At 45.4% G+C, this 25,001-nt stretch carries 20 protein-coding genes and 2 pseudogenes; 12 read left to right on the forward strand and 10 right to left on the reverse strand.

Features of this window, described 5'->3' with window-relative positions:
* Both WAK81_RS02130 and WAK81_RS02135 read left to right on the forward strand, forming a co-directional pair.
* A pseudogene (locus tag WAK81_RS02130) lies at window positions 1-185 on the forward strand (MBL fold metallo-hydrolase); the annotation flags it as partial.
* A gap of 203 nt (window positions 186-388) precedes the next feature.
* Window positions 389-1,426 (forward strand): metallophosphoesterase, encoded by a 1,038-nt coding sequence (locus WAK81_RS02135; RefSeq protein WP_422195492.1) that lies wholly within the window; start codon window positions 389-391, stop codon window positions 1,424-1,426.
* A gap of 89 nt (window positions 1,427-1,515) precedes the next feature.
* Here the strand turns inward: WAK81_RS02135 and WAK81_RS02140 are convergent, their stop codons facing one another.
* The gene (locus WAK81_RS02140; RefSeq protein WP_422195493.1) at window positions 1,516-1,938 is read right to left on the reverse strand and encodes an OsmC family protein; all 423 of its coding nucleotides are present in this window, start codon (window positions 1,936-1,938) and stop codon (window positions 1,516-1,518) included.
* Between the two features lie 147 nt (window positions 1,939-2,085).
* Between WAK81_RS02140 and crp the strand changes: the two genes are divergently transcribed.
* The 4 genes from crp to clpB all read left to right on the forward strand — a co-directional run bounded on the left by crp (window position 2,086) and on the right by clpB (window position 7,355).
* Window positions 2,086-2,793 (forward strand): cAMP-activated global transcriptional regulator CRP, encoded by a 708-nt coding sequence (gene crp, locus WAK81_RS02145; protein ID WP_422195494.1) that lies wholly within the window; start codon window positions 2,086-2,088, stop codon window positions 2,791-2,793.
* A 173-nt stretch (window positions 2,794-2,966) separates the two neighbouring features.
* Entirely contained in the window at window positions 2,967-4,016 is a 1,050-nt protein-coding gene (locus WAK81_RS02150; RefSeq protein WP_422195495.1) for an NADP(H)-dependent aldo-keto reductase, read from the forward strand.
* A gap of 138 nt (window positions 4,017-4,154) precedes the next feature.
* Window positions 4,155-4,520 carry an antitoxin Xre/MbcA/ParS toxin-binding domain-containing protein gene (locus tag WAK81_RS02155; protein ID WP_422195496.1) on the forward strand — a complete coding sequence of 122 codons (366 nt, stop codon included), beginning with the start codon at window positions 4,155-4,157 and terminating at the stop codon, window positions 4,518-4,520.
* 255 nt (window positions 4,521-4,775) lie between these two features.
* Window positions 4,776-7,355 (forward strand): ATP-dependent chaperone ClpB, encoded by a 2,580-nt coding sequence (gene clpB / locus WAK81_RS02160; protein WP_422195497.1) that lies wholly within the window; start codon window positions 4,776-4,778, stop codon window positions 7,353-7,355.
* Between the two features lie 185 nt (window positions 7,356-7,540).
* Here clpB and rlmKL read toward each other — a convergent pair whose 3' ends face one another.
* Window positions 7,541-9,745 carry a bifunctional 23S rRNA (guanine(2069)-N(7))-methyltransferase RlmK/23S rRNA (guanine(2445)-N(2))-methyltransferase RlmL gene (gene rlmKL / locus WAK81_RS02165; RefSeq protein WP_422195498.1) on the reverse strand — a complete coding sequence of 735 codons (2,205 nt, stop codon included), beginning with the start codon at window positions 9,743-9,745 and terminating at the stop codon, window positions 7,541-7,543.
* Between the two features lie 233 nt (window positions 9,746-9,978).
* On the opposite strand from rlmKL, the gene WAK81_RS02170 reads away from it, so the two are divergent.
* The 4 genes from WAK81_RS02170 to WAK81_RS02185 all read left to right on the forward strand — a co-directional run bounded on the left by WAK81_RS02170 (window position 9,979) and on the right by WAK81_RS02185 (window position 14,483).
* A complete protein-coding gene (locus tag WAK81_RS02170; RefSeq protein ID WP_422195499.1) occupies window positions 9,979-10,323 on the forward strand; it encodes a hypothetical protein in 345 nt (114 codons plus the stop codon).
* Window positions 10,324-10,547: 224 nt separating this feature from the next.
* Complete coding sequence (locus WAK81_RS02175; RefSeq protein WP_422195500.1) at window positions 10,548-11,564, forward strand: aspartate carbamoyltransferase catalytic subunit; 1,017 nt, start codon at window positions 10,548-10,550, stop codon at window positions 11,562-11,564.
* A 10-nt stretch (window positions 11,565-11,574) separates the two neighbouring features.
* Window positions 11,575-12,810 carry a dihydroorotase gene (locus WAK81_RS02180; RefSeq protein ID WP_422195501.1) on the forward strand — a complete coding sequence of 412 codons (1,236 nt, stop codon included), beginning with the start codon at window positions 11,575-11,577 and terminating at the stop codon, window positions 12,808-12,810.
* A gap of 182 nt (window positions 12,811-12,992) precedes the next feature.
* Window positions 12,993-14,483, forward strand: a complete 1,491-nt coding sequence (locus tag WAK81_RS02185) for an OmpA family protein (RefSeq protein ID WP_422195502.1) — start codon at window positions 12,993-12,995, stop codon at window positions 14,481-14,483.
* A 55-nt stretch (window positions 14,484-14,538) separates the two neighbouring features.
* Here the strand turns inward: WAK81_RS02185 and WAK81_RS02190 are convergent.
* The 8 genes and pseudogenes from WAK81_RS02190 to WAK81_RS02225 all read right to left on the reverse strand — a co-directional run bounded on the left by WAK81_RS02190 (window position 14,539) and on the right by WAK81_RS02225 (window position 24,015).
* Window positions 14,539-15,950 (reverse strand): annotated as a pseudogene (locus WAK81_RS02190) (short-chain fatty acid transporter).
* Window positions 15,951-16,046: 96 nt separating this feature from the next.
* Window positions 16,047-16,685: a CoA transferase subunit B gene (locus tag WAK81_RS02195; RefSeq protein WP_422195503.1), complete on the reverse strand. Its 639-nt coding sequence runs from the start codon at window positions 16,683-16,685 to the stop codon at window positions 16,047-16,049.
* A gap of 2 nt (window positions 16,686-16,687) precedes the next feature.
* Window positions 16,688-17,392 carry a CoA transferase subunit A gene (locus WAK81_RS02200; RefSeq protein WP_422195504.1) on the reverse strand — a complete coding sequence of 235 codons (705 nt, stop codon included), beginning with the start codon at window positions 17,390-17,392 and terminating at the stop codon, window positions 16,688-16,690.
* Window positions 17,393-17,485: 93 nt separating this feature from the next.
* Window positions 17,486-18,388, reverse strand: a complete 903-nt coding sequence (locus WAK81_RS02205; protein ID WP_422195505.1) for a hydroxymethylglutaryl-CoA lyase — start codon at window positions 18,386-18,388, stop codon at window positions 17,486-17,488.
* Entirely contained in the window at window positions 18,385-20,379 is a 1,995-nt protein-coding gene (locus WAK81_RS02210) for an acetyl/propionyl/methylcrotonyl-CoA carboxylase subunit alpha (RefSeq protein WP_422195506.1), read from the reverse strand. Before WAK81_RS02210 ends, WAK81_RS02205 begins: the two co-directional genes overlap by 4 nt.
* Window positions 20,380-20,398: 19 nt before the next feature.
* A complete protein-coding gene (locus WAK81_RS02215; protein ID WP_422195507.1) occupies window positions 20,399-21,193 on the reverse strand; it encodes an enoyl-CoA hydratase/isomerase family protein in 795 nt (264 codons plus the stop codon).
* 12 nt (window positions 21,194-21,205) lie between these two features.
* On the reverse strand, window positions 21,206-22,807 hold the full coding sequence (locus tag WAK81_RS02220) for a carboxyl transferase domain-containing protein (RefSeq protein ID WP_422195508.1): 1,602 nt from the start codon (window positions 22,805-22,807) through the stop codon (window positions 21,206-21,208).
* A 35-nt stretch (window positions 22,808-22,842) separates the two neighbouring features.
* A complete protein-coding gene (locus WAK81_RS02225; RefSeq protein WP_422195509.1) occupies window positions 22,843-24,015 on the reverse strand; it encodes an isovaleryl-CoA dehydrogenase in 1,173 nt (390 codons plus the stop codon).
* 148 nt (window positions 24,016-24,163) lie between these two features.
* Between WAK81_RS02225 and WAK81_RS02230 the strand changes: the two genes are divergently transcribed.
* Together WAK81_RS02230 and WAK81_RS02235 are read left to right on the forward strand one after the other, a co-directional pair.
* Window positions 24,164-24,799 carry a TetR/AcrR family transcriptional regulator gene (locus WAK81_RS02230; protein WP_005251442.1) on the forward strand — a complete coding sequence of 212 codons (636 nt, stop codon included), beginning with the start codon at window positions 24,164-24,166 and terminating at the stop codon, window positions 24,797-24,799.
* Window positions 24,800-24,897: 98 nt separating this feature from the next.
* A partial coding sequence (locus WAK81_RS02235; protein WP_422195510.1) for a hypothetical protein occupies window positions 24,898-25,001 on the forward strand: 104 nt, incomplete at its 3' end.

Genomic DNA, 25,001 nt, shown 5'->3' on the forward strand with positions numbered 1-25,001 from the left:
ATATTCATCAGGGAATCAGTAAAGCTGAATTTGCCAAGATGCGAAACCAGCGAGATTCAGGACTCAATATGCCTAAGCTGATTCTACCGGCGATTCAGATCAATATGAAAGCAGGGCAGTTTCCTGAACCTGAAGCCAATGGGATGTCTTATTTGAAATTGCCATTGAATTATTTTAAGTCTTAAAAAATTTCCTTATAAGCATGGGTTGTCTTTGAGAGAGCACATGCTTTTTTTTGCCTGAATCAGACTGGAGTTAATTTCATGTAGGTATAGGGAATTGCATTACTAAATATTAAATGAAGACTCGTCTTGTATTCAGATCTACATAAATTTAAAGCATACTCATAGGGATATATTCTGTTTTAGACTTAATTCAGGATGCATAAATGAAGTACTCATTTATACAGCAGGCTTTCACTGGCCCCGTGGATATCGTAGGGGATATTCATGGTGAGATTGCCGCGCTGGAACAACTGATTCATGTATTAGGCTATGATCGTTACGGCCGCCATCCTGAACAGCGTAAACTGATTTTTGTCGGTGATCTGTGTGACCGGGGGCAAGACAGTGTTGCGGTGCTTCAACGGGTCAAGCAGCTGGTAGATCAAGGCTATGCACAATGTGTGATGGGTAATCATGAACTGAACTTGTTGACCGATACTTTGCGGGAAGGCAATGGCTGGTTTTTTGGTTCACCGCATCAGGATGATCTGAAACCTTTTGATTCGATCCAAGCCTCAATCAAAGATCGACAATGGATTCTGGATTTTTTAAATAGCTTACCGTTGGCCTTGGAGTCGGAGCGGCTGCGTGTTGTGCATGCCTGTTGGCATCAAGGATCAATTGATCAATTACGCAATTCTGGTTTTACTTCGCTTGGTGAAGCCTATGCTGATTTCGTTCAACATACAGCGCTAGACCTGCAAGCCTTAGATATCAATGAATCAATTCAGATGGAGCAGCAACGCTACCAGCATCAATTCAAAGATCCAGGTGCAACTTTACCTTTATTGCAAAGTCTCGCAGAAAAAGAGCTACGTGAGCAAATGCACAATCCGATTCGGGTCATTACTTCTGGTGCGGAAAAAATCGCCTTAGAACCGATCTATGCCGGTGGAAGGTGGCGGATGATCGACCGCGTGCCATGGTGGGACAGCTATACAGACCAAATTCCAGTCATTACTGGACATTATTGGCGGAATTTTAAACCAACTGAAGAAAAAACCGGCTTACTCAAATCGATCGATGCACTGCAATGGTATGGACAGCAACAAAACGTATTTTGTGTAGACTATTCGGTGGGTAAACGTTATCTCGATCGTCAACAGGGCATCGCGTTCAGACATCGACTCGGCGCTTTAAGATTTCCAGAAAATATCCTGAGCTTTGAAGACGGAACTCAATATTCAGTTCAACGGTTCTGATGAAAGGCAATGGGTGAAACTGTTGATAGGCAATTTTCTGATACAAAAAAAGCAGCTTTTCCAGCCGCTTTTTTTACAAAATCTAGGTTTTATTCTGCTTCGATAATTTCATAATCATGGGTGATTTCAACACCGCCATCAGACAGCATTTTGCTGGCAGAGCAATATTTTTCAGCAGAAAGTTCTACAGCTTTTGCGACCTGTTTGTCTTTAATCGCTTTGCCAGTCACTACAAAATGCAAGTGAATTTTTGTGAATACTGCGGGAATTGTATCTGCACGTTCAGCCTTTAATTCGCAGCGTACATCGGTGATATCCTGACGGGCTTTCTTTAAAATGGTGACAATATCGAAAGAAGCACAGCCGCCCAGACCAGTTAAAAGTAGCTCCATTGGACGAGGACCACGGTTTTCACCACCGTATTCAGCTGAACCATCCATGATAATAGTATGACCACTTTGAGTTTTTGCTTTAAAAGCAACATTCTCTAACCAATGAACGCTTGTTTGCATTGCAACTACCTAAAAAAAGCTATAAATTTGTCAAGTAACTGTACACTAACATAAATTGGGTTGATACGGAATTTCAATCCCACTGTGTGACAAGTTCACATTAGGTCTTGTGCGATCTATAAATTATCCATAATCGGAACTGTTAGCATGACTTCAAACTTTTCACAATTAAGCACTGATGCGCTTTCTCCGGGGCAATTACCAGAATCCGTGAAAGCACTTTTAAAACGTGCATATATTAATCGTTATCCAAAACGTACCACGATCATTGATGCAGGATCAGAATCTAACTCTTTGTATTTAATTCTGAAGGGGTCTGTATCTATCATTCTTCGTGAAGATGATGATCGTGAAATTGTCGTTGCATATTTAAATGCGGGTGACTTCTTTGGGGAAATGGGTTTATTCGAGGTTAATCCACAACGTACTGCGGAAGTTCGTACCCGTGATGTGTGTGAAATTGCCGAAATTACCTATGAAAACTTTCACGAAATCAGCAAGCAATATCCTGATCTGAGCTATGCGGTATTTGCTCAATTAGTACGCCGCTTGAAAAATACCACACGTAAAGTCACTGATCTGGCATTTATTGATGTTTCAGGCCGTATTGCACGTTGTCTGATCGACCTGTCTTCACAGCCAGAAGCGATGATTTTGCCGAATGGCCGTCAGATTCGTATTACCCGTCAGGAAATTGGCCGTATTGTTGGCTGTTCCCGCGAAATGGTCGGACGTGTACTGAAAACCCTGGAAGAGCAGGGCATGATCGAAACCGATGGTAAAGCCATCCTGATCTTTGATGCTTCACTAGAAGAAGTGTCTGAAGCAGTGGCAGATGGTGCCATAGACGAATAATCCAGATATTAAAAAGCAAATCTTCGGATTTGCTTTTTTTATGCATCATTACTTAATACATAAAAATTTAGAACAAGCTTCTCAGAAAAGATGATTTAAGTCACCATTATAATTCCGATAGGCTATAGCCCACTTAATCTCAATTCACTGAATAAAATTCACAGGATGTTTTTATGCAATTCAGACCATTGGCGGATACCGGCATTCTTTTGCCAGAAATTTGTTTGGGCACCATGACCTTTGGTGAGCAGAACACGCAAGAACAGGCTTTTCAGCAATTGGATTATGCTTTAGATCAGGGACTGTATTTCTGGGATACTGCGGAAATGTATCCGGTGCCTCCAAAACCTGAAACGCAGGGCGCAACCGAGCGTATTATTGGTCACTGGATCGCTGCCCGTGGTGGCCGTGACAAACTTTTTTTAGCCTCAAAAATTGCGGGACCATCGCAAGGCGGTAGTCATATCCGGGATGGTCAAACCCGTTTTGTTGCCGATGAAATTTCTGCTGCGATTGATAACTCGCTTGCACGTTTGCAAACCGATTATATCGACCTGTATCAGCTGCACTGGCCGCAACGCCCAACCAATTTCTTTGGCAAGCTGGGTTATGACAATGCTGAAGCGGCAGAAGACCGTGCCGTGACAGATCTCGAAGAAACTCTGACTGCCTTACAGGATGAAATTAAAAAAGGGCGTATCCGTTATATTGGTCTTTCCAATGAAACCCCGTGGGGCACGATGAAGTTCCTACACCTCGCAGAGAAGTTAGGTTTGTCGAAATTCGTCAGTGTACAAAATCCTTATAACCTGCTGAACCGCATTTATGAAATCGGCATGTCAGAAATTGCCCAATATGAAGGTGTGGGTTTATTGGCGTATTCACCTTTGGCATTTGGTTATCTGACCGGTAAATTCCGTCATGGCGCACGTCCTGCCAATGCCCGTGTAACATTGTTCTCCCGTTTTAGCCGCTATAGCAATCCGGAAAGTGAATGGGCAACCGAGCAATATGCCCAGCTGGCAGAACAGCATGGTTTGACCTTAACCCAATTAGCTTTGGCCTTTATCAAGCAGCAGTTCTTTGTGACCAGTACCATTATTGGTGCCACCAATCTGGATCAGCTGAAAGAAAACATTCAGGCATTTGAAATCGATCTATCGGAAGAAATTCTTAAAGGTATTGAAGATATTCACCGTCAGCAGCCGAACCCTGCACCTTAACTTTATGCTGATTGAAACACACCCTCATATGAGGGTGTTTTTATTTTTATAAATTAACAAAGTTGAGTCCACACAACCTAGATGTCAGAAATTAAAAACGGCATAATCAAATGAACATAAGAAGATGGGCCTTAAAAAATGAATCCAGAAGCCACGACATTACCAACTACAGTATTAGTGAAAGCCACGAGTCGAATAGCCGAGCAATTACAGCTTACGGAATTGGAACTTGCTGCCATTCTCGGCGTCTCGGAGAAAGATGTATTATCGCTTGTGCAAATAGATGATTTAGCTCCGCATACGAGTGAAGGAAAACAGGCACTCGCTTTAATGCAGCTTTATCAGCAATTGTTTAAGCTTGCTGGTGGCGATTTTGAAATAATGCGCCTTTTTATCAATTCACCAAATCGTTATCTAGATGATCAGTTACCACGTAGGCTGATCCAAACGCCGCAAGGATTCAGCAAAGTAATCGATCTTCTGGAACGGATGCGACACATTTAAGCCGTCTTCTATAAATTTCCCGAAAAAACCATCAATATCGATCAGAAAGGAAATTCAATACAGGTCATCTGAACAAGCAAATAAAAATTCTATTTGGCGCTCTTGAAATCTGCTTTATATATACCAATATTATTACTGATATCTGTCTTCTAATATAAATTAAGTTTTTGAAAAATATATAAAAATGATTTGAAATTTCATCAGCCGTACCCATATATCCATCAAGTAGAAAATTTGTTGTGAGGAATAACAAGAATGCGTTTTGAAAAATTTACCAATCGCCTGCAGCAAACCCTTTCCGATGCGCAATCACTTGCCATGAGTAAGGATCATACTTCGATTGATGGAATCCATATCTTAGCTACCTTGATGGATGAAGCATCCAATGTCAGTCTGCTGCAACAAGCCGGCGCTAATCTGCGTGAGCTACAAACCAAGTTACAAACAGCATTGAGCAATGCGGCAACCCTGACTAATCCATCAGCAGATATCAACCTTAGTCCTGAAGCAGCAAAAGTATTGCATCTGGCAGACAGCTTTGCGCAAAAAGCCGGAGATGAGTTTTTATCTACGGATTGGGTGCTGTTGGCACTGGCAGAAACCGGAAATACCAAAACCTTATTAAATAGTGTTGGCGTAAAGGCAGAGACTTTAGGCCAAGTGATTAATCAATTTCGAGGCGATGAAAAAGTCATGAGCAACAATCATGAAGATCAGCGTGATTCACTGAATAAATACACCATTGATTTAACTGAACGTGCGTTGGCAGGCAAGCTTGATCCTGTGATTGGCCGTGATGATGAAATCCGCCGTACTATTCAGGTCTTGTCACGTCGTACCAAAAACAACCCGGTACTCATCGGTGAGCCGGGGGTAGGTAAAACTGCGATTGTCGAAGGTCTGGCGCAACGGATTATCAATGGTGAAGTGCCTGAAGGAATCAAAGGTAAACGTGTTTTATCTCTAGATCTAGGTTCTTTGCTGGCCGGTGCCAAATACCGTGGTGAGTTTGAAGAGCGCTTAAAAGCCGTTCTGAAAGATATTGCCAAACACGAAGGCGAAATCATCCTGTTTATCGACGAGTTGCATACGCTGGTGGGTGCTGGTAAAGGTGATGGCGCGATGGATGCCGGCAACATGCTGAAACCTGCGCTGGCACGTGGCGAGCTGCGCTGCGTCGGTGCGACCACACTGGATGAATATCGTCAGTATATTGAAAAAGATGCAGCGCTGGAACGTCGTTTCCAGAAAGTGCTGGTCGATGAGCCAAGCGTGGAAGATACCATTGCGATTCTGCGTGGTCTGAAAGATCGCTATGCCACCCATCACGGGGTACAGATTCTGGATTCCGCGATTATTGCGGCGGCGAAAATGTCACATCGCTATATCACCGACCGTCAGTTGCCGGATAAAGCCATTGACCTGATTGATGAAGCAGCATCGCGCATCAAAATGGAACTCGATTCTAAGCCAGAAGCTCTGGATAAACTGGAACGTCGTCTGATTCAGTTAAAAATGCAGCTGGAAGCGGTGAAAAAAGATGAAGACTCAGGGGCCAAAGCTGAGATTCAATACTTGTCTGATCAGATCGCCACAGTTGAAAAAGAGTATCATGATCTGGAAGAAGTTTGGCGTGCAGATAAAGCACTGGTCGAAGGCAATAAAGATGTACAGATCAAACTGGATCAGGCGCGTACAGCACTTGAAAAAGCTCAACGTGAAGGTGATCTGGGCGAGGCAGCACGTTTGCAATATGGCGTGATTCCAGAACTGCAAAAGCAGCTTGAACTGGCTGAAAAAGCGGATGAAAGTGCAACGCCAAAATTACTGCGTAACAAAGTCACCGACAATGAAATTGCTGAAGTGGTCAGTGCCGCCACCGGCATTCCAGTTGCGAAAATGCTGCAAGGTGAGCGTGACAAACTTCTACATATGGAAGAATTTCTGCATAACCGTGTGGTAGGCCAAGATGAAGCAGTGGTGGCAGTATCCAATGCAGTGCGTCGTTCACGTGCCGGTTTGTCAGATCCGAACCGTCCAAGTGGATCATTCCTGTTCCTGGGGCCAACGGGTGTCGGTAAAACAGAATTGACCAAAGCTCTGGCAAATTTCCTGTTTGATAGCGACGATGCCATGGTGCGTATCGATATGTCAGAATTTATGGAAAAACATTCGGTGAGCCGTTTGGTTGGTGCGCCTCCGGGCTATGTCGGTTATGAAGAAGGTGGGGTGCTGACTGAAGCCGTGCGTCGTAAACCGTATAGTGTGATCTTGTTTGATGAAGTCGAAAAAGCGCATCCGGACGTATTTAATATCTTGCTACAGGTACTGGATGATGGCCGTTTAACTGACTCGCAAGGCCGGGTAGTGGACTTTAAAAACTCTGTGATCGTCATGACTTCGAACTTGGGTTCGCAGGATGTACGTGAACTGGGGGGTAATGCCACTAAAGAAGAAGTCCGTACGGTGGTGATGAATGCGGTATCGGAACATTTTCGTCCGGAATTTATTAACCGTATTGATGAACTGGTGGTCTTCCATACACTGGAAAAAGACCAGATTCGCGGTATTGCCGATATCCAGTTGAACCGTTTACGTCAACGTCTGGCAGAACGCGATATGCGCTTATCGGTAGATGACACTGCTTTCGATCAGCTGATTGAGGCCGGTTTTGATCCACTTTATGGTGCGCGTCCACTGAAACGTGCAATCCAGCAGCGTATTGAAAATGGTCTGGCGCAGAAAATCCTGGGCGCAGAATTCCAGCCGGGCGATAACATTCTAGTGAAAGCTGAAGCGGGTGAGTTAATCTTCGAAAAAATGAAACTTAACTAAACCGGTTCTCCTTGCAACAAAAAACCCAGCCTAGGCTGGGTTTTTTTTAATCTTATTTTTAACTTTCTTCATCACAACACTTTTGTATTCTTGTTGCGGCGAGCTTTAAAACATTGCTTAAAACTCACCTCAGAAAAAACAAAGAAGATATCAATCGTGATGAAATTAGTTAGTCCATCATTAAATTACACTTGCGGATGACGGATTTTCCAGGCACGGTGAATCTTTTGATTACGCTTGAAGTCAGGCCCAATGGTCTCTTGAGTGATTTCTTCAACATCAAAGAACGCCAGAATTTCTTCATCCATCTCAAAACCGCGATAGTTATTTGAGAAATACAAGGTACCATCAGTCGTTAAGCGATTCATGGCACGTTTTAACAGGGACAAATGGTCACGCTGTACGTCAAAAGTCCCGTAGAATTTCTTCGAGTTGGAGAAGGTTGGTGGATCGATGAAGATCAGCTCATATTGCTCATGACCTTCTTTCAGCCATTCGAAACAGTCAGAGGCAAAGAACTGGTGTTGTTCATCAGCATGATCTACAGTTAAACCGTTCAGAACAAAGTTTTCTTTCGACCAGTTCAAATAAGTATTCGACAGATCGACACTGGTTGTGCTTGCAGCACCACCCAAAGCAGCGTGTAAACTTGCCGTTGAGGTATAGCTGTACAGGTTCAGGAAGTGTTTGCCTTTCGCTTCACGTGCAATACGTAAACGCATTTGACGGTGATCCAGGAACAGACCGGTATCCAGGTAATCGGTCAGGTTGACCAGAATCTTGGCCTTGCCTTCCTGCACGATAAAACGCTTGGATGCTGTACTTTGTTTGGTGTACTGGTTTTTACCTTCCTGACGCGCACGCGTTTTGATAAAGATCGCATCACGGCCCAAACCGGTCACTGCACGAATTGCCTGTAGGGCCAAGTTAAAACGTTTCTTGGCTTTTTCAGGATCAATGGTTTTAGGCGGTGCATATTCTTGTACATGTAAACGTTCGCCATACAAATCTACTGCGACATTAAAATCAGGTAAATCTGCATCATACAGACGTAAACAATGGATCTGTTCCTTGACTGCCCATTTTTTTAGAGTTTGCATGTTTTTGGTCAGGCGGTTGGCAAACTCCATCGCACCTTCAATCGGCTCAAACTGCTGAGGCTGCCAGCTTTCTAGGAATGGACGTACCACCGCAGCCGGTTTAACCGTACCGAAGCGGATATAAATCGGCAATTTACCATTCATCAAACGCAGGATTTGCGGATCATTGAACGCAAGCACGTCGGCCTGTTCCACTTGTGAGGCAATCACAGCCGCTTTTTGATTCGGGAAATTCTTTTGCAGTAAAGCTGATAAACCGAGATATAAAGAACGGTTTTGGGCTTTATCACCGAGACGTTCACCATAAGGCGGGTTGGTCACGAAGAATACTTTTTTGCCTTCTGCATGAAAATCAGGCCAGTCATTTAAAGTCCGTTCTTCAATCATGATATTGTCGAGAGCAGATTCAAAACCCGCCGCGATAATATTTTGTCTGGTGGCTTTAACGGCTTCCCAGTCCGCATCGAAGGCATAGAATTGTGGTAATGGATTTTCCATTGCCGCTTGATGGCGCTCAGCTGCTTCTGCCTTGATGCTCATCCACAGTTCATGGTCATGACCATTCCAGCCATTAAAACCGAAACGACGGACCAGACCAGGTGCACGGTCAGTCAAAATCATTAATGATTCAATGATAAATGTACCTGACCCACACATTGGATCGACAATGATGTCCGGATTAATCTGTTTAAGCTCGCCTTTTTGCAGAATTGCAGCAGCCAGGTTTTCCTTGATCGGGGCGTCAGTCATAAAGCGACGATAACCGCGTTTATGCAAAGAGTCGCCAGACAAGTCCAGGCAGTAAGTATGTTCTTTCTTGCCTGCCAGAATATACATGGTAATTTCTGGCTGTTTGGTGTCAATGCTTGGACGTTTGCCCACCGCTTCCATAAAGGAATCCACCACACCATCTTTGGCACGTAAAGTCGCAAACTGGGTGTTGACCTTGATATCACGTTCGACATGCAAACGAATCGCAAAGGTACTTTGTGGGGCAAAAATCAGCGACCAGTCAAAACTGATTGCACCTTCATATAGCTCTTCTGCTACATCACGGGTATCGTGAGAAAATTCAATTTCATGCGTATGGATCGGCATCAAGACACGTGAAGCGAGACGTGACCACATGCAAATGCGGTAGGCATTTTCCAGGGTGCCTTTAAACGTTAAACGGCCTGGAAAACGCTCAATATTCTGAACACCTAAGCCTTGTATTTCTTCTTCTAATAAGGTTTCCAGACCATCGGCACAGGTGACCCAATAATTGCTTAAACGTGGAGAGGTATTCATATAATAGAGAGACCAAAAAAGATAAATAAAAAACTGCGCCAAGTTTACCGTATTTTTATATTGAAAGCTTTTTAAATTCTCTGAAAGGCCGCGGCTTGTAATAGAGAAAAATAGTATTCACGTTATAAATCGATGAACTGGTACGCATTTTGCTCTAGTTAATCCCAACAAAGCTGTTACTCGATGGGGAGCGATGACAGCCTTGTAGCTAATTTTATGATAGGGGAAATCAAATGCTAGACAATCAGTTGCGCAACCATGACGCTTTTTCAGTGGCCACTTTAATTTATGCGCGTTTACGGCGGGTTTCGGGTCGGGTGATTGATGCGCTTTATCTGGCAGAGAACCTGGACTATGCCTCGCATGTGATTCAACTGGCAGAGCAAACCCAGGATCCAGATTTGAATCATCTGATCCAGCGCCTGAAAATGGTACTGGAGATTTCGGAAACAGCACCAGGCTCACAAACAGAATCTGCACAGCCGATCCTGCAGGAAGGGCTGATCTCGGTCGAACCGGATGAAGACGATATCTATCGTGCACAGGTGTCACATCGTTATATTGGTGCACTGCGTTAAACCTGAGATGGGTGTGAATGCTCCAGACTGAAGCGCCCGTTGGTTTTGTACTTAAAATCAGCAAGATGCAAATCGGGTTAAATTATCTTATTGAAAAAATACAAAGGAATCTGATTTTCTGTTTTTATTGTTCAGATGCTTTTTGTACAAGTAGCAGTGTGGCCAACTATAAAAATTCGCCAATCTCTGTATAATATGTTGACTTAACGCATAAGGAATCTCTCATGCACTTGGCGGCATTGCATACACCGAGCCAGATTCAACTCAATAAAGAAGGTAATCTAAAACACTTCTTGACCATCGAAGGTCTTTCTAAAGAAACCCTGACAAAAATATTGGACACTGCGCAGTCCTTTTTTAATGACCAAAATCAGCTGATCACCAATAATTTGCTCGAAGGCAAAACGGTGATGAACCTGTTCTTCGAAAATTCTACCCGTACCCGCACCACCTTTGAAGCCGCTGCCAAGCGCCTTTCTGCCAACGTTCTCAATATCGATATTGCCCGTTCGAGTACTTCCAAAGGTGAAACCCTGCGTGACACGTTATGGAATCTGGAAGCCATGGCGGCCGATATTTTCGTGGTACGTCATTCATCTTCAGGGGCAGCGCATTTTATTGCCAAAGATGTCTGTCCAACGGTGGCAATTATTAATGCCGGTGATGGCCGTCATGCGCATCCGACTCAAGCGATGCTGGACATGCTGACCATTCGCCGGGAAACCAAGAAAAAATTCGAAGAAATGTCGATTTCCATTATTGGCGATATCAAGCATTCACGTGTCGCGCGTTCAGATGTAGCCGCCTTGCAAACTTTAGGCTGCCAGGATATCCGGGTGATTGCACCGAATACCTTGCTGCCATTGGGCTTTGAAGAATATGGCGAGGGTGTTCGTCTATTTAATAATATGGAAGACGGCATCAAAGACTGCGACGTGATTATTACGCTTCGTATTCAAAACGAGCGTATTGATTCTCCAGCACTGGCCTCGCAAGCTGAGTTCTACAAAATGTATGGCTTGAATAAAGAACGTCTTGCCATGGCCAAACCGGATTGTATCGTGATGCATCCAGGACCAATGAACCGCGGCGTTGAAATCGACTCAAGTATTGCGGACGGTCCGCAGTCTGTGATTTTGAAGCAGGTAACCAATGGCATTGCAGTGCGTATGGCGGTGTTGGCTTTATCGATGCAAGGCCAGTTGCAAGAACAAGGTTTGATTGAAGCGATTGCGGGTTAAGGAATAAGTCATGACTATTGTAAAAATTGAAAATGTCCGTGTTCTTGATCCGATCCAAAACACTAATTCTATCCAGACCGTGTATCTGGGAAATGGAAAATTCGTTGCAGAAACAATAGATGTCTCTGAAACGATTGATGGTCAAGGTAAATGGTTAATGCCAACCATGGTCGATTTGTGTGCGCGTTTACGTGAACCGGGTCAACAGCAACACGGTACGCTTAAATCTGAAGGAAAAGCTGCGCGTGAAAATGGCATTTTGCACGTATTTACGCCACCCGATTCAAAGCCAATCGTACAAGATAATGGCGCGCTGATTCACGGCCTGGTTGAAAAAGCCATGCTGGATGGTGGTATCTATCTTCAAGTGATTGGTGCGCAAACCCAAGGCTTAAATGGCCAACAACCGGCAAATATGGCGGGCTTGAAAAAGGGTGGTTGTACTGCGGTTTCCAATGCCAGTGCACCTTTTGCCAATGATGACGTGGTACTGCGTACGCTTGAATATGCTGCAGGCTTAGACCTGACGGTGGTGTTCTATGCAGAAGAGCCGCAAATTGCCAAAGATGGCTGTGTGCATGAAGGCTTTATTGCTTCGCGTCAGGGCTTACCAATGATTCCGGCATTGGCCGAAACTGTGGCGATTGCCAAATACTTGCTCATGATTGAAGCAACCCATGTACGTGCACACTTTGGTCTGTTGTCTTGCGGTGCTTCGGTGGAATTAATCCGTATTGCCAAGGGAAAAGGCTTACCGGTGACCTGTGATGTGGCCATGCATCAGTTACATCTGACCGATCATTTGATTGATGGATTTAACTCTCTTGCACATGTGCGTCCACCGCTTCGTTCTGAACAGGACAAAGAATTACTGCGTCAAGGGGTGAAATCAGGTGTGATTGATGCGATTTGTACTCATCATGAACCGTTGAGCAGCTCTGCGAAAATGGCGCCGTTTGCTGAAACGCAGTCAGGTTTCACTGCTTTTGATACCTATGTGCCTTTTGGTCTGCAACTGATTCGTGAGGGGTTGTTGACTCCACTGGAATGGGTGGAAAAAGTGACCTTAGCTCCGGCACGTGTTGCACAAATGGCAGATCGCTGGGTAAATGAATCAGGCTGGGTGCTGCTAGATCCGGAACTGGAATGGACCCTGAATAAAGAAAGCATCGTGTCACAAGGTAAAAATACCCCGCTAATTAATCAAAAAGTGCTGGGTAAAGTTGTTCAAACTTTTGCTGCTTAAGTGATACCAATTTTATAAAAGTCAGCTTCGGCTGGCTTTTTTTATTTTTTGAATTCTGTGTCAGTAAAATGAGTACTCAACAAAAACAGTGAAACTTTATGATATTCATACAATTATTTACATTTTCAAAAAATGGGGGTCGTTACACTGATTAAATATTAAACATTAGAAAAATCAAAAGAATGGTGACGATTATGAATATAGACTTTATAGAACGCTTAAAAAGCGATGTTACGGCGATTGTGCTTCAAGGTGAAACCGAGCATTTATTTGCCAAAGATCAAGCTTTGGCTCAATTCTATCCCATATTTTTAAGTATATTGCAGGTACGTCCCGCTTGGATTGAAAATCTTGGTCAGCAACTTAATCCAAAAATTCATGAATTATTCAATGCAAATCCGGCATTAAAGCAGCAGTTTCTCGATCAATTGGATCAGAGCGCGCCGCAAGATGAAATAGAGCATACCTTGAACCGGTCAATTGTACCGACCATGAATTTTTTACAGACCGAAGCGGGTGCTTCAAGTCCGGAAGCGATTAGCCATTTGCTCGAAACTCATGCCGATTCGATTCAGCGCGCATTACCCGTCTGGGCTGGCCCTATTCTGGCAGCACTTGGAGTTTCACCCCTGACGGGGCAGAATTTAAATCAGGAGCCTGTATTGGCGGAACAGACCGTCATTGTTCAGGAAGAGAGAAAAACCGGCTTTTTATGGCCGTTTATTATTTTTCTGATCCTGGCGGCTTTGATCCTGTTTTTGGTTCGTAGCTGCATGCAGGATGATGTTGAAGATTCAAATACCCAGGCAACGAGCGAAGTTGCCGCAGCTCAGCCTGCATCCTTGCGATTAAGTACCGGCAGTAATGGCGAAATTATCAGTTGCCAATTACAGCTGAATAATCCGCAGTATATGGAAATTCTACAAAATGAGATCAAACAGATCTTTAATTATAATATTGGTTGTGGTGCGCTGAGCAGTGAGGTTTATCATTCAGAATTTATTGATCAGGATACCATTCCGACTGTTTTGAGAACAATCCAAGGAATGCCAAATGTATCACTGGACTGGATTGGTAATCAGGTTTTAGTGCGTGCAGCAACCAATGCTGAAGCCGAGCGTCTGGCAGCACAAATTCGTAGTCTAGCCAAAAATGTCACTGTGGTTACCCAACAGCCGCTCAATAGAAGTGACGTGATTAATACTGCCAATAGCGAAGCAGAACAGGCCTTAGCTAGTATCAAGACCGATAATGTTAAAGCGCTGGATGTAGCGACTGCACTGAATTTACAGATTATTAATTTTGATACAGCATCGACTGAAGTTCCGGAAGTCAATAAATTGGTGCTGGATCAGGCAGCTGCATTATTACAACGTGCGCCACAAGTTATCCTGAAAGTTAAAGGACATGCTGATGCTCAGGGCAGCGAAGCAGAAAATAAGGTGCTGTCCGTACAGCGCGCTCAGGCGATTACCAGTTATCTCGTGCAAAAAGGCGTTGACCCTGCACAATTACAGGCGGTTGGAATGGGAGAGGATCAGCCGGTTGAACCCAATGCCACACCTACCGGACAGTTTCAGAACCGTCGCGTGACCTTTGAGGTCGTTAATACTGAGACGGGAATTGTGCGTGAAGTAGATGATGAAGGCGTGGTTGAGAAGAAAGTAAGCTAAGATGATTGCCTAAACTAAAAAAGGACGAATTTTCGTCCTTTTTTATTGTCTTAAATTAAGAAAATACCGGCGGGCTATAGGTCAGGGTTCGTCCCAGGAACCAGAGCAGGAAAAGTACCAAAGGCAGATGGAAAATCAGCTGGGTAACCGTAAATCCAATCACATCTTTGGCTTTTAATTTCAGGATACCCAACATCGGCAGCATAAAGAAAGGGTTAATCAGATTAGGCAAGGCTTCGGCAGCATTATATATCTGTACCGACCAGCCCAGATGTACTTTCAGGTCATGGGCTGCTTGCATCACATAGGGCGCTTCAATAATCCATTTGCCACCGCCAGAAGGAATAAAGAAACCCAGAATCGCTGAATAGAGTCCCATCACGATGGCAAAGGTTTCCTGTGAGGCAATCGAAACGAAAAACTCTGCAATATAATGTGATAGCGACAGATCGGCTGAGTTCAGAGAATTGGTCATCATAAAGGCAATACTGCCATACAACGGAAACTGGATCAGTACCCCTGAAATAGCCGGAACAGCCTTGGAGACTGCATTCAGGAAATTTCGTGGTGTACCGTGCAAGGCCACGCCCAAAATCAGGAAGATAAAGTTATAGGTATTTAAGCTGGAAATGGCCAGAATCGGATTGCTTTTGGAAAATTCGTTAAACATCCAGACTGCGCCCAGAATCACGATCAAAATGCTTAAAATGGGTGAATTTTCCAGCCAGTCACCCGGTCTTTTTTCGGCAGATACTTCTAGTTTTTTTCTTCAATCTGAATCGGGAAATGCTCAATGGTTTTAATATGGTTGCCTTTGGGTGCTGACCAGTAAGCAATCGCGATTGAAGCTACAATCAGTACCGCCGTCATGATCATGGATTGCGGCAAGAAAATAGTCTCGGTAAATGGAATCACGCCCGTCAGATTATAAATCGGTTCAGGCAGACTGTTTTTATTGGCCTGTAACTGTGCAGCTGAAGAACTGATCCCCAGTGCCTAGGTCGCACCCATCCCGATAATCGCGGCAGCCGCAGCAGCGCGGTAATCCATATTAAGCTCTTTACGCTGTGCCAGTGCAATCACTAGAAGTGCAGTCAGTACCGTACTCATGGCCCAGTTAATCAGGGAAATTAACAGGCTGACCGTGGCGACCAGGACAATCGCACCACGACCTGAATGCGGCAGGCGCGCCATTTTCTGGATAAGCAGCTGGACAGGCTTGGACACTGAAACCACATAACCGACCACGATCAGCATGCACATCTGCAAGGTAAAAGGGATCAGGCTCCAGAAGCCGTCTCCAAAGGAAATCGCGACATCCTGTGCCGGTGCGCCAATTCCAATAGCGGAAATCGCTACAATGATCACGCCAAGCAGGGCAAAAATATAAGAATCAGGGAACCATTTTTCTGACCAGTCGCTGACGCGCAAGGCGAAGCGCTGCAAGATATTTTGTTGAGTTTGCATGATTAAAATCCATTTATTCTGCGATTATTATTTTGAAATGAAGCATCTCTATATAAAAAAGCCCTTAAGAAATTTTATTCTTAAGGGCTGGATGGATCAGGCAGCGTTACGCAGTAGCGCTACCCCAGTGACTTTTTGAATATCTTCAAAACTTACCTCTGGCGCCAGTTCAATCAGGCGAATTCCATCAGGAGTGACATCCAGTACTCCAAGATCGGTAATAATCCGGTTCACCACAGCCTGGCCGGTCAGTGGCAGGCTGCATTGTGGAACTATCTTAGGCGTACCATCTTTGGCGCAGTGTTCCATAAGAACGACAACTTTTTGTACACCCGCGACCAGATCCATAGCGCCACCCATGCCTTTGACCTTTTTGCCCGGAATCATCCAGTTGGCCAGATCACCAGTTTCTGAAACTTCCATGGCACCCAGAATGGCAATATTGACATGACCGCCACGGATCATAGCGAAAGAATCAGCACTTGAGAAAAATGAAGCTCCTTTCCGTGCAGTAACGGTCTGTTTACCAGCATTGATCAGATCGGCATCGACAGTCTCCTCGGTTGGAAATTCGCCAATCCCCAGCAAACCATTTTCCGACTGCAGCCAGACATTGATATTTTCCGGAATATAATTCGCGACTAGCGTCGGCAGGCCAATCCCCAAATTGACATAGAAACCATCTTCAAGCTCTTGTGCCGCGCGCTGCGCCATTTCATTACGTGTCCAAGCCATGATCAAGCCTCCGCCTTTAAGGTCATCTGTTCAATACGTTTTTCCGGTTGAGCATTTAGGATTATCCGGTTCACATAAATGCCGGGTAGATGGATTTCGTCCGGATCCAGCACACCAATTTCGACAATTTCTTCAACTTCAGCAATGGTAACTTTACCGGCCATGGCACAGACCGGATTAAAGTTCTGGGCAGTTTTACGGAAAATCAGGTTGCCGGCTTTATCGGCCTTATAGGCTTTGACTAGCGCAACATTGGCAGTTAAAGATTCTTCCAGAATGTAAGATTTACCATTAAATTCTCGGACATCTTTGCCTTCAGCAATCACGGTTCCGACACCCGTCGCCGTATAAAAAGCCGGAATGCCTGCGCCGCCAGCACGTAATTTTTCTGCTAGTGTACCCTGTGGGGTCAGTTCAACTTCCAGTTCGCCATTTAAATATTGACGCTCGAATTCCTTGTTTTCGCCCACATAAGAGGAAATCATTTTTTTAATCTGTTTGGTTTCCAGCAGAAGTCCCAGACCGAAGCCGTCTACACCGGCATTATTGGAAATGCAGGTCAGATTTTTGGCACCTGTTTCTTTTAGTGCTGCAATCAGGGCTTCTGGAATACCACATAAACCAAAACCACCGACAGCCAGAGTATGACCATCTTGCACCACATCCTTTAAGGCGGATTGAGCACTGTCATAAACCTTGTTTGACATCTTGTCACCTCTATTATTGTTGTAGCAGACTTCAATCTGCTGCTTATATCCTTATGGCTTGCTTGAGGTCATTTTGCTCAAGCAAGCTTATTTTCAAGCACAGGCTTTTTGCCAATATGCACTGGCATAATTGGATGGATTGTTGCGCTGCAAGACTTCACTGATATTACGGCTGGCCTGCATCAGGGCGTCCAGCTGAATACCGGTTTCAAAGCTCATATTAGAGAGTAGGTAATACAGGTCTTCAGTTGAAACATTGCCTGAAGCGCCTTTGGCATAAGGGCAGCCACCCAGCCCGGCGATTGAGGAGTCAAAGACCCGAATGCCTTGCAACAGTGACTGGTAGATATTGGCGATGGCCATGCCATAGGTATTATGAAAATGACCTGCCAAAAATTTGGCATCGATCTGAGCCAAGCAGGCGTCCCAGACTTTTTTCACCCGGTCCGGGGTAGCAGTACCGATGGTTTCACCCAATGACACTTCGTAGCAGCCCATCTCCAGCAAACGCTGCGTGACTTTAACTACCTGCTTCGGATCAATGGCACCTTCATAAGGACAGTCCACCATACAGGAGACATAGCCGCGTACCTTAATATCATTGGCTTTGGCTGCTGCCATGACATCGGCAAACTTCTCGAAGCTTTCATCAATCGAGCAGTTGATGTTTTTACGGGTAAAACTTTCAGAAGCAGCGGTAAATACCGCCACTTCCTTGCAACCCACAGCCACTGCCAATTCAAAACCTTTCATGTTTGGGGTTAACAAACTGAATTGGATGTTCGGGTCTTGGGGTAAGCTGGCAAAGAGCACATCACTGTCTGCCATTTGTGGTACCCATTTGGCCGAGACGCAGGAGCCGACTTCGATTGACTGCAGACCGGTTTTCATCAGGTCCAGAATCAGGTTTTTCCGGTCATCCAGCGTCAGTGGCATTTTTTCATTCTGCAGGCCATCACGCGGTCCGACTTCTACGATTTTGACAAAATCCGTCATGCAACTTCCTCCGCCAGTGGCTGGAACTCGACCAGTTCATCACCGGCCTTGACTTGGTCACCTTTCTGGAAATATGAACTTGCGATGATGCCGTCATGCGGTGCGCGAATCGAGTATTCGATCTTCATGGCTTCCAGCGTCATCAGCACATCATCTTTTTTGACTTTGTCATTGGCTGCCACGAGCACCTGGGTAATGACCCCTGGCATTGGCGCAATCAGGTTATTTTCCGTGCCTTGTTCATCCTGATTATTAAAATCAGACTTCAGGTAATTAAACTTATAGCTTTGACCATTCTGGAATAGGGTAATGCCTTGCTCAGTCTGGCTAAAAGCCAGTTTTTGCTGTTTACCTGCCAGTTGCAACGCTAAAGTATGTGCATCAATAAGCTGACCCTGAATTTGAATCTGCTGACCGTTATAGCTGGCGGCAAAACCTTGATCTTGGGTGCTGAACTGAATTTTTAGGTTGATGCCATTGCGTTGTAATTGCACTGTATAACTATTTTGCTGGTTCAGGCGCCAGAATGCTTGCTGCTGCCACACCGGATTGCTTGGAACGGGATTCTGTGCTTGACGTGCCAGTAGTTCAATCAGTGCGGCACTGACCACCAGTTCGGCACTGATATCCGCAGAAGGTTTGAGCAGAAATTCTTCTTCACGCTGAATCAGGTCAGTATCTAAATGTGCATTTTTAAACGAGTCACACAACACCAGGCGATCTAGAAAAGCGATATTATTGCCTAGACCATCGACATGGAACTGACCCAGTGCATGGTGCATCTGGGTTAGGGCTGCTTCACGGTTCTTACCCCAGACAATCAGTTTAGCAATCATCGGATCATAATAGGTGCTGATTTCATCGCCTTCGACAATACCGCTATCCACACGTACACAGTCACTTTGCTCCGGATAATGCAGATAGCTGATCTGACCAATCGCCGGGATAAAGCCTTTTTCCGGTTCTTCAGCATAGACACGGGCTTCGAGTGCATGTCCATGAATCTGCAATTCATGCTGCTGCTTCGGTAAAGGTTCACCAAAGGCCACGCGCAATTGCCATTCAACCAGATCCTGTCCGGTAATCATTTCAGTCACTGGATGTTCAACCTGCAAGCGGGTATTCATTTCCATGAAGTAAGCTGTACCGTCTTGCTCAACGATAAACTCGACTGTACCGGCACCGACATAATTTACTGCACGTGCAGCATCGATTGCCGCCTGACGCATCGCCTCAAGTTTGTCTTCCGGCATTTTCGGTGCAGGTGCTTCTTCCAGCACTTTCTGGTGGCGGCGCTGTACCGAGCAATCACGTTCGAACAGATGTACATAATTGCCGTGGGTATCACCAAACACTTGCACTTCAATATGACGTGGTTGAATGACATAACGTTCAATTAACACATCTTCATTACCAAAGCTGGAACGGGCTTCACTTTTACAAGATGCGAGTGAACTGAGGAAATCTTCACTGCGTTCCACCAGACGCATGCCTTTACCGCCACCTCCAGCACTGGCTTTAATCAGTACCGGATAGCCGATGCTGTCGGCTTGCTGTTTCAGGAAATCGGCATCCTGATTTGTACCGTGATAGCCGGGAGTTAAAGGTACACCGGCTTTTTCCATCAATGCTTTAGATGTGGCTTTTAAACCCATTGCCAGAATGGCATTCACCGGCGGGCCAATAAACACAATATTGTTGTCCTGACAGGCCAGGGCAAACTGGTCATTTTCAGACAGGAAACCATAACCTGGGTGAATGGCTTGTGCGCCTGTAGTTTTGGCTGCCTGAATAATACGTTCAATCTGCAAATAACTTTGTGCAGCTGGCGACTCACCAATATAGATCGCTTCATCGGCCAGTTTGACATGCTGTGCCTGCGCATCGGCATCGGAATAGACGGCAACGGTGGCAATACCTAATTTCTTCGCTGTACGAATGACACGGCAGGCAATTTCACCACGGTTGGCAATTAAAATCTTTTCAAACATCGTAGGATCCTTCTCGTTGTTATGCCGTGGTCTTGATCCAGGCCGGGCTTTGTTTGTTTAAAAATGCATTCAGTCCATTTTTCGCCTCATCTCCCTGGCGAATATGGGCAATATGCTGTGCTGTTTTAAGCAGCAGATCTTCGGTCAGGACCTGCTGATCAACCAGTTGAATCAACTGTTTTGATGCGTTCTGTGCGGCTGGACCACCGAGTAAAAGAGCTTCAACAATTTCATCAATTTTGCTGTCAAGTTGTTCCGGTGTAGTGACTTCGTGCGCCAGCCCAATCGTTTTGGCCTGTTCCGCAGAAATTCGCTCGGCGGTCAGGAAATAACGTGAAGCCTGACGTGCACCAATCGCACGAATCACATAAGGACTAATCGTTGAAGGGGCTAGTCCTAAACGTACTTCTGACGTCGCAAACTTGGCATCGGTACTGGCCACGCAGATATCACACGCAGATGCCACGCCCATCCCGCCACCAAAGGCAATGCCATGCACACGGGCAATAGTCGGCTGTTTTAAGGTTGCCAGGCTTTGCAGCATTTTCGCCAGTTTAAGAGCATCCGCCTCATTGTCTGCCTGTGATGCCTGACCGGCCTGTTTCATCCAGTTCAGGTCAGCACCGGCCGAGAAGCTTTTGCCACGACCCGCCAGAATCACCACGCGCACATCTTCACGGTCATTGAGAGACTGGAAGCAGGCATGCAGTTCTTCAATGACTTGAGTATTAAAGGCATTGTGCAGTTCAGCACGGTTAATCCAGACTGTCGCGACCTGATTCTGCTGTTCGAGCTGTAAAAATTGATAATCCATTTTTGATACCTCTTACATGCGGAACACGCCGAATTTGGTTGGCTGGATTGGCGCATTCAGGGCCGCAGCCAGACTTAAGGCTAGAACTTCACGTGATTGCGCTGGATCAATCACACCGTCATCCCATAAACGTGATGAAGCATAGTAAGGATGGCCTTGGCGTTCGTATTGATCACGGATTGGTTGTTTAAACTGGTCTTCTTCTTCTGCTGACCAGCTGCCACCTTTTTGCTCAATCTGGTCACGTTTTAAGGTCGATAAAACGCTGGATGCCTGTTCACCACCCATCACCGAAATACGCGAGTTTGGCCAGGTCCACATAAAGCGTGGCGAATAGGCACGGCCACACATGCCGTAGTTGCCGGCACCAAAAGAACCGCCAATCACCAGGGTCAGTTTTGGAACATTGGCATTAGCAACTGCCATCACCAGCTTGGCACCATTCTTGGCAATACCTTCATTTTCATACTGGCGACCGACCATAAAGCCGGTAATGTTTTGCAGGAAGATCAGCGGAATATTGCGCTGAGTACACAGTTCAATAAAATGTGCGCCTTTTTGGGCGGACTCGGAAAATAGAATGCCGTTATTGGCAATTATCCCGACCGGCATGCCATAGAGCTTGGCAAAACCGGTCACCAGGGTGGTGCCGAAACGTGCCTTGAACTCGTCAAAACATGAACCATCGACAATGCGGGCAATCACTTCACGGATATCAAAAGGCTTGCGCGCATCACTCGGCACAATGCCGTACAACTCCGAACTGTCAAACAGTGGCGCTTCGATTTCATCCGCAGTTTTGTTTTGCTTTTTATTCAGGTTCGCTACGATATTGCGGGCAATCGCAATCGCATGTTCATCATTCTCCGCCAGATGATCGGCCACGCCAGACAAACGGGTATGCACATCACCACCACCCAGATCCTCACTGGAAACCACTTCACCGGTAGCCGCTTTGACCAGAGGAGGGCCGCCCAGGAAAATCGTGCCCTGATTGCGGACAATGATCGTTTCATCCGACATGGCAGGCACATAAGCGCCACCGGCAGTACAGCTACCCATCACTACCGCAATCTGGGCAATGCCTTGGCTCGACATGCGTGCCTGATTGTAGAAAATACGGCCGAAGTGATCGCGGTCTGGGAATACTTCATCTTGTAGCGGTAAATATGCACCACCCGAATCGACCAGATAAATACAGGTTAGATGGTTCTGCTCGGCAATTTCCTGAGCGCGTAAATGCTTTTTCACTGTTAATGGATAATAAGTACCGCCTTTCACCGTAGCATCATTGGCGATGATCATGCAGGTCACACCGTTGACCTGACCAACACCAGCGACCACACCTGCCGCAGGTACATCATCCTGATAGACCTGATAGGCAGCCAGCTGACCAATTTCCAGAAAAGCGGTTCCTGGATCGATCAGGTGGTTAATCCGTTCGCGTGGTAACAACTTGCCACGGTCCAGATGTTTCTGGCGGGCAGTTTCTCCACCACCCAAAGCGATCTTTTCAACTTTCTGTTTCAGGTCATCCACCAGTTGCAGCATGGCAGTCTGGTTGGTTTTAAACTCTTCACTACGTATATTGATTTTGCTCGATAACTGATTCATGACGAACATCCTTGTTTTATTCTAAGTGTTAAGGTTTAGGCTGTTTCGTTGAAAAGTTCACGGCCAATCAACATGCGGCGGATTTCTGAGGTACCGGCGCCAATTTCATACAGTTTGGCATCGCGCCATAATCGGCCGGCTGCAAACTCGTTGATATAACCGTTACCACCTAAAGTCTGAATGGTTTCACCCGCCATCCAGGTCGCTTTTTCAGCAGCATATAAAATGGCACTGGCAGCATCTTTACGCAGGCTACGGCTATGCTCGGCCTTGTCGCATTCAGCACCAACGGCATAGACCAAGGCTTTACATGCCAGCCAGGTCGAATACATGTCGGCAATTTTGCCCTGCATCAACTGGAATTCACCCAGTGCTTGACCAAACTGTTTACGGTCATGAATATATGGAATCACGGTATCCATGCAGGCATCCATAATGCCTAATGGGCCAGCACTCAATACGGCACGCTCGTAATCCAGACCACTCATCAATACTTTGGTGCCATTGCCGACGCCACCCATGACGTTTTCTTTCGGTACTTGAACATTGTCAAAAAACAGCGGATAAGTGTTTGAACCGCGCATACCCAGTTTGTCCAAATGCGTACCATGACTGAAACCCGGCATATTTTTCTCGACCAGAAAGGCAGTCATGCCTTTGGCACCGGCTTGCAAATCGGTTTTTGCATAGACCACCAGCACATCGGCATCGCCACCATTGGTGATCCACATCTTGGAACCATTGAGTAGATAATGATCGCCTTTGTCTTCCGCTTTAAGCTTCATGCTGACCACATCCGAACCGGCATTCGGTTCAGACATCGCCAGTGCACCGACATATTCGCCAGAAATCAGTTTAGGTAGATAACGCTGCTTCTGTTCTTCCGTACCATTACGCTTAATTTGGTTTACGCATAGGTTAGAATGTGCACCATAGGACAGCCCAATGGATGCAGAAGCGCGGGAAATTTCCTGCATGGCAATGATGTGCGCGAGATAACCAAAATTTGAACCGCCATATTCCTCACTGACTGTCAGCCCGAGCAGGCCCATCTCGCCAAACTTTTTCCAAAGGTGAGCAGGGAACTCGTTATCACGGTCAACCTGTTGAGCAATCGGGGTAATTTCTTTGGCGCAAAATGCGGCCACTGAATCACGAAGCGCTATTAGAGTTTCATCCAAACCGAAATCCAAGCTTTGTAAATTCATTCTTCATCCATCCTGAGGTTATATTTGTTGTGTCCAAAAAAGCATTTTTGTTGTGCTTGTGGTTTTAACATACAACGAAAAAATAAAAAAGTGAATCTATATTCACAAAATGATTTACAATTCATTTTATCTTGTTGAGAATAATTTTATGAGTTATAAAAGATCATCATTGATGCAGGAACGAATGGAACAAAATCGCCTGTCGATTTTGGAATCTGCTCGTGAACTGATTATTCAAGGGGGCTTGAAGGAGGCATCGATACAGGCGATTGCAGAGCGCGCAGGCGTTTCTACAGGGCTGGTCTATCGATATTTCGAGAGCAAAAGCCAGATTTTAATCGAGGTTTTGTCGGCTGCGATTCAGCATGAAGTCGGGATCCTGAACCATATTGCCGAGTCAGATTTGTCGCCAAAACTGAAATTGCAAAAATCTGTTACAACTTTTGTCAAGCGTGCCATGAATAGCCCCCAACTGGCGTATTCACTGATGTTCGAACCGGTTGATCCGGAAATGGAACATGAGCGTTTTCGCAGTAAGCAGCTGCTCAAGCAGAGCATTAAGGAAATTCTGGCCGAAGGAAAGGTCAATGGAGAATTCGAATTTGAAGATTTGAATACGGCAGCGTTGGGCGTGGTTGGTGCCATGACCTTTGTTGTGATTGAACCTTTAAATCCGTCCCGTAATGTCATGTTTGATCAGAAGTATAAGGATCACTTTGTCAAACAGATTGCCGATTTTTGTGTCAACGCAGTACGTGGACAGGAGGAAAATTTACAAGCATAAACGCACAAAAAACCGGTACACAGACAAGGTCGTCGTGGTCATAAAACAATTAGTAAAGTTGAAAATCAGAATTAAAAAGAATCAAGGAGATCGATTCAATGACACAAGTACGGTTAAGCTATGCCTATGGAACCAGCAGTCAGCCTTTATTGGGCATGACGATTGGTGAAAAATTTGATCAGGCTTGCGAGCAGTATGCAGA

Origin of the sequence: Acinetobacter sp. (assembly GCF_049284435.1) — a bacterium.
GTDB lineage: Bacteria > Pseudomonadota > Gammaproteobacteria > Pseudomonadales > Moraxellaceae > Acinetobacter.

Excerpts from the sequence above, each read along its gene's own strand:
- WAK81_RS02200 (WP_422195504.1), bottom strand. The coding sequence starts at position 17,392 with ATGTCAAACAAGGTTTATGACAGTGCTCAATCCGCCTTAAAGGATGTG.
- clpB (WP_422195497.1), top strand. The coding sequence starts at position 4,776 with ATGCGTTTTGAAAAATTTACCAATCGCCTGCAGCAAACCCTTTCCGAT.
- WAK81_RS02195 (WP_422195503.1), bottom strand. The coding sequence starts at position 16,685 with ATGGCTTGGACACGTAATGAAATGGCGCAGCGCGCGGCACAAGAGCTT.
- WAK81_RS02185 (WP_422195502.1), top strand. The coding sequence starts at position 12,993 with ATGGTGACGATTATGAATATAGACTTTATAGAACGCTTAAAAAGCGAT.
- WAK81_RS02170 (WP_422195499.1), top strand. The coding sequence starts at position 9,979 with ATGCTAGACAATCAGTTGCGCAACCATGACGCTTTTTCAGTGGCCACT.
- WAK81_RS02135 (WP_422195492.1), top strand. The coding sequence starts at position 389 with ATGAAGTACTCATTTATACAGCAGGCTTTCACTGGCCCCGTGGATATC.
- WAK81_RS02175 (WP_422195500.1), top strand. The coding sequence starts at position 10,548 with ATGCACTTGGCGGCATTGCATACACCGAGCCAGATTCAACTCAATAAA.
- WAK81_RS02225 (WP_422195509.1), bottom strand. The coding sequence starts at position 24,015 with ATGAATTTACAAAGCTTGGATTTCGGTTTGGATGAAACTCTAATAGCG.
- WAK81_RS02150 (WP_422195495.1), top strand. The coding sequence starts at position 2,967 with ATGCAATTCAGACCATTGGCGGATACCGGCATTCTTTTGCCAGAAATT.
- rlmKL (WP_422195498.1), bottom strand. The coding sequence starts at position 9,745 with ATGAATACCTCTCCACGTTTAAGCAATTATTGGGTCACCTGTGCCGAT.
- WAK81_RS02220 (WP_422195508.1), bottom strand. The coding sequence starts at position 22,807 with ATGAATCAGTTATCGAGCAAAATCAATATACGTAGTGAAGAGTTTAAA.
- WAK81_RS02205 (WP_422195505.1), bottom strand. The coding sequence starts at position 18,388 with ATGACGGATTTTGTCAAAATCGTAGAAGTCGGACCGCGTGATGGCCTG.
- WAK81_RS02140 (WP_422195493.1), bottom strand. The coding sequence starts at position 1,938 with ATGCAAACAAGCGTTCATTGGTTAGAGAATGTTGCTTTTAAAGCAAAA.
- WAK81_RS02230 (WP_005251442.1), top strand. The coding sequence starts at position 24,164 with ATGAGTTATAAAAGATCATCATTGATGCAGGAACGAATGGAACAAAAT.
- crp (WP_422195494.1), top strand. The coding sequence starts at position 2,086 with ATGACTTCAAACTTTTCACAATTAAGCACTGATGCGCTTTCTCCGGGG.
- WAK81_RS02210 (WP_422195506.1), bottom strand. The coding sequence starts at position 20,379 with ATGTTTGAAAAGATTTTAATTGCCAACCGTGGTGAAATTGCCTGCCGT.
- WAK81_RS02155 (WP_422195496.1), top strand. The coding sequence starts at position 4,155 with ATGAATCCAGAAGCCACGACATTACCAACTACAGTATTAGTGAAAGCC.
- WAK81_RS02215 (WP_422195507.1), bottom strand. The coding sequence starts at position 21,193 with ATGGATTATCAATTTTTACAGCTCGAACAGCAGAATCAGGTCGCGACA.
- WAK81_RS02180 (WP_422195501.1), top strand. The coding sequence starts at position 11,575 with ATGACTATTGTAAAAATTGAAAATGTCCGTGTTCTTGATCCGATCCAA.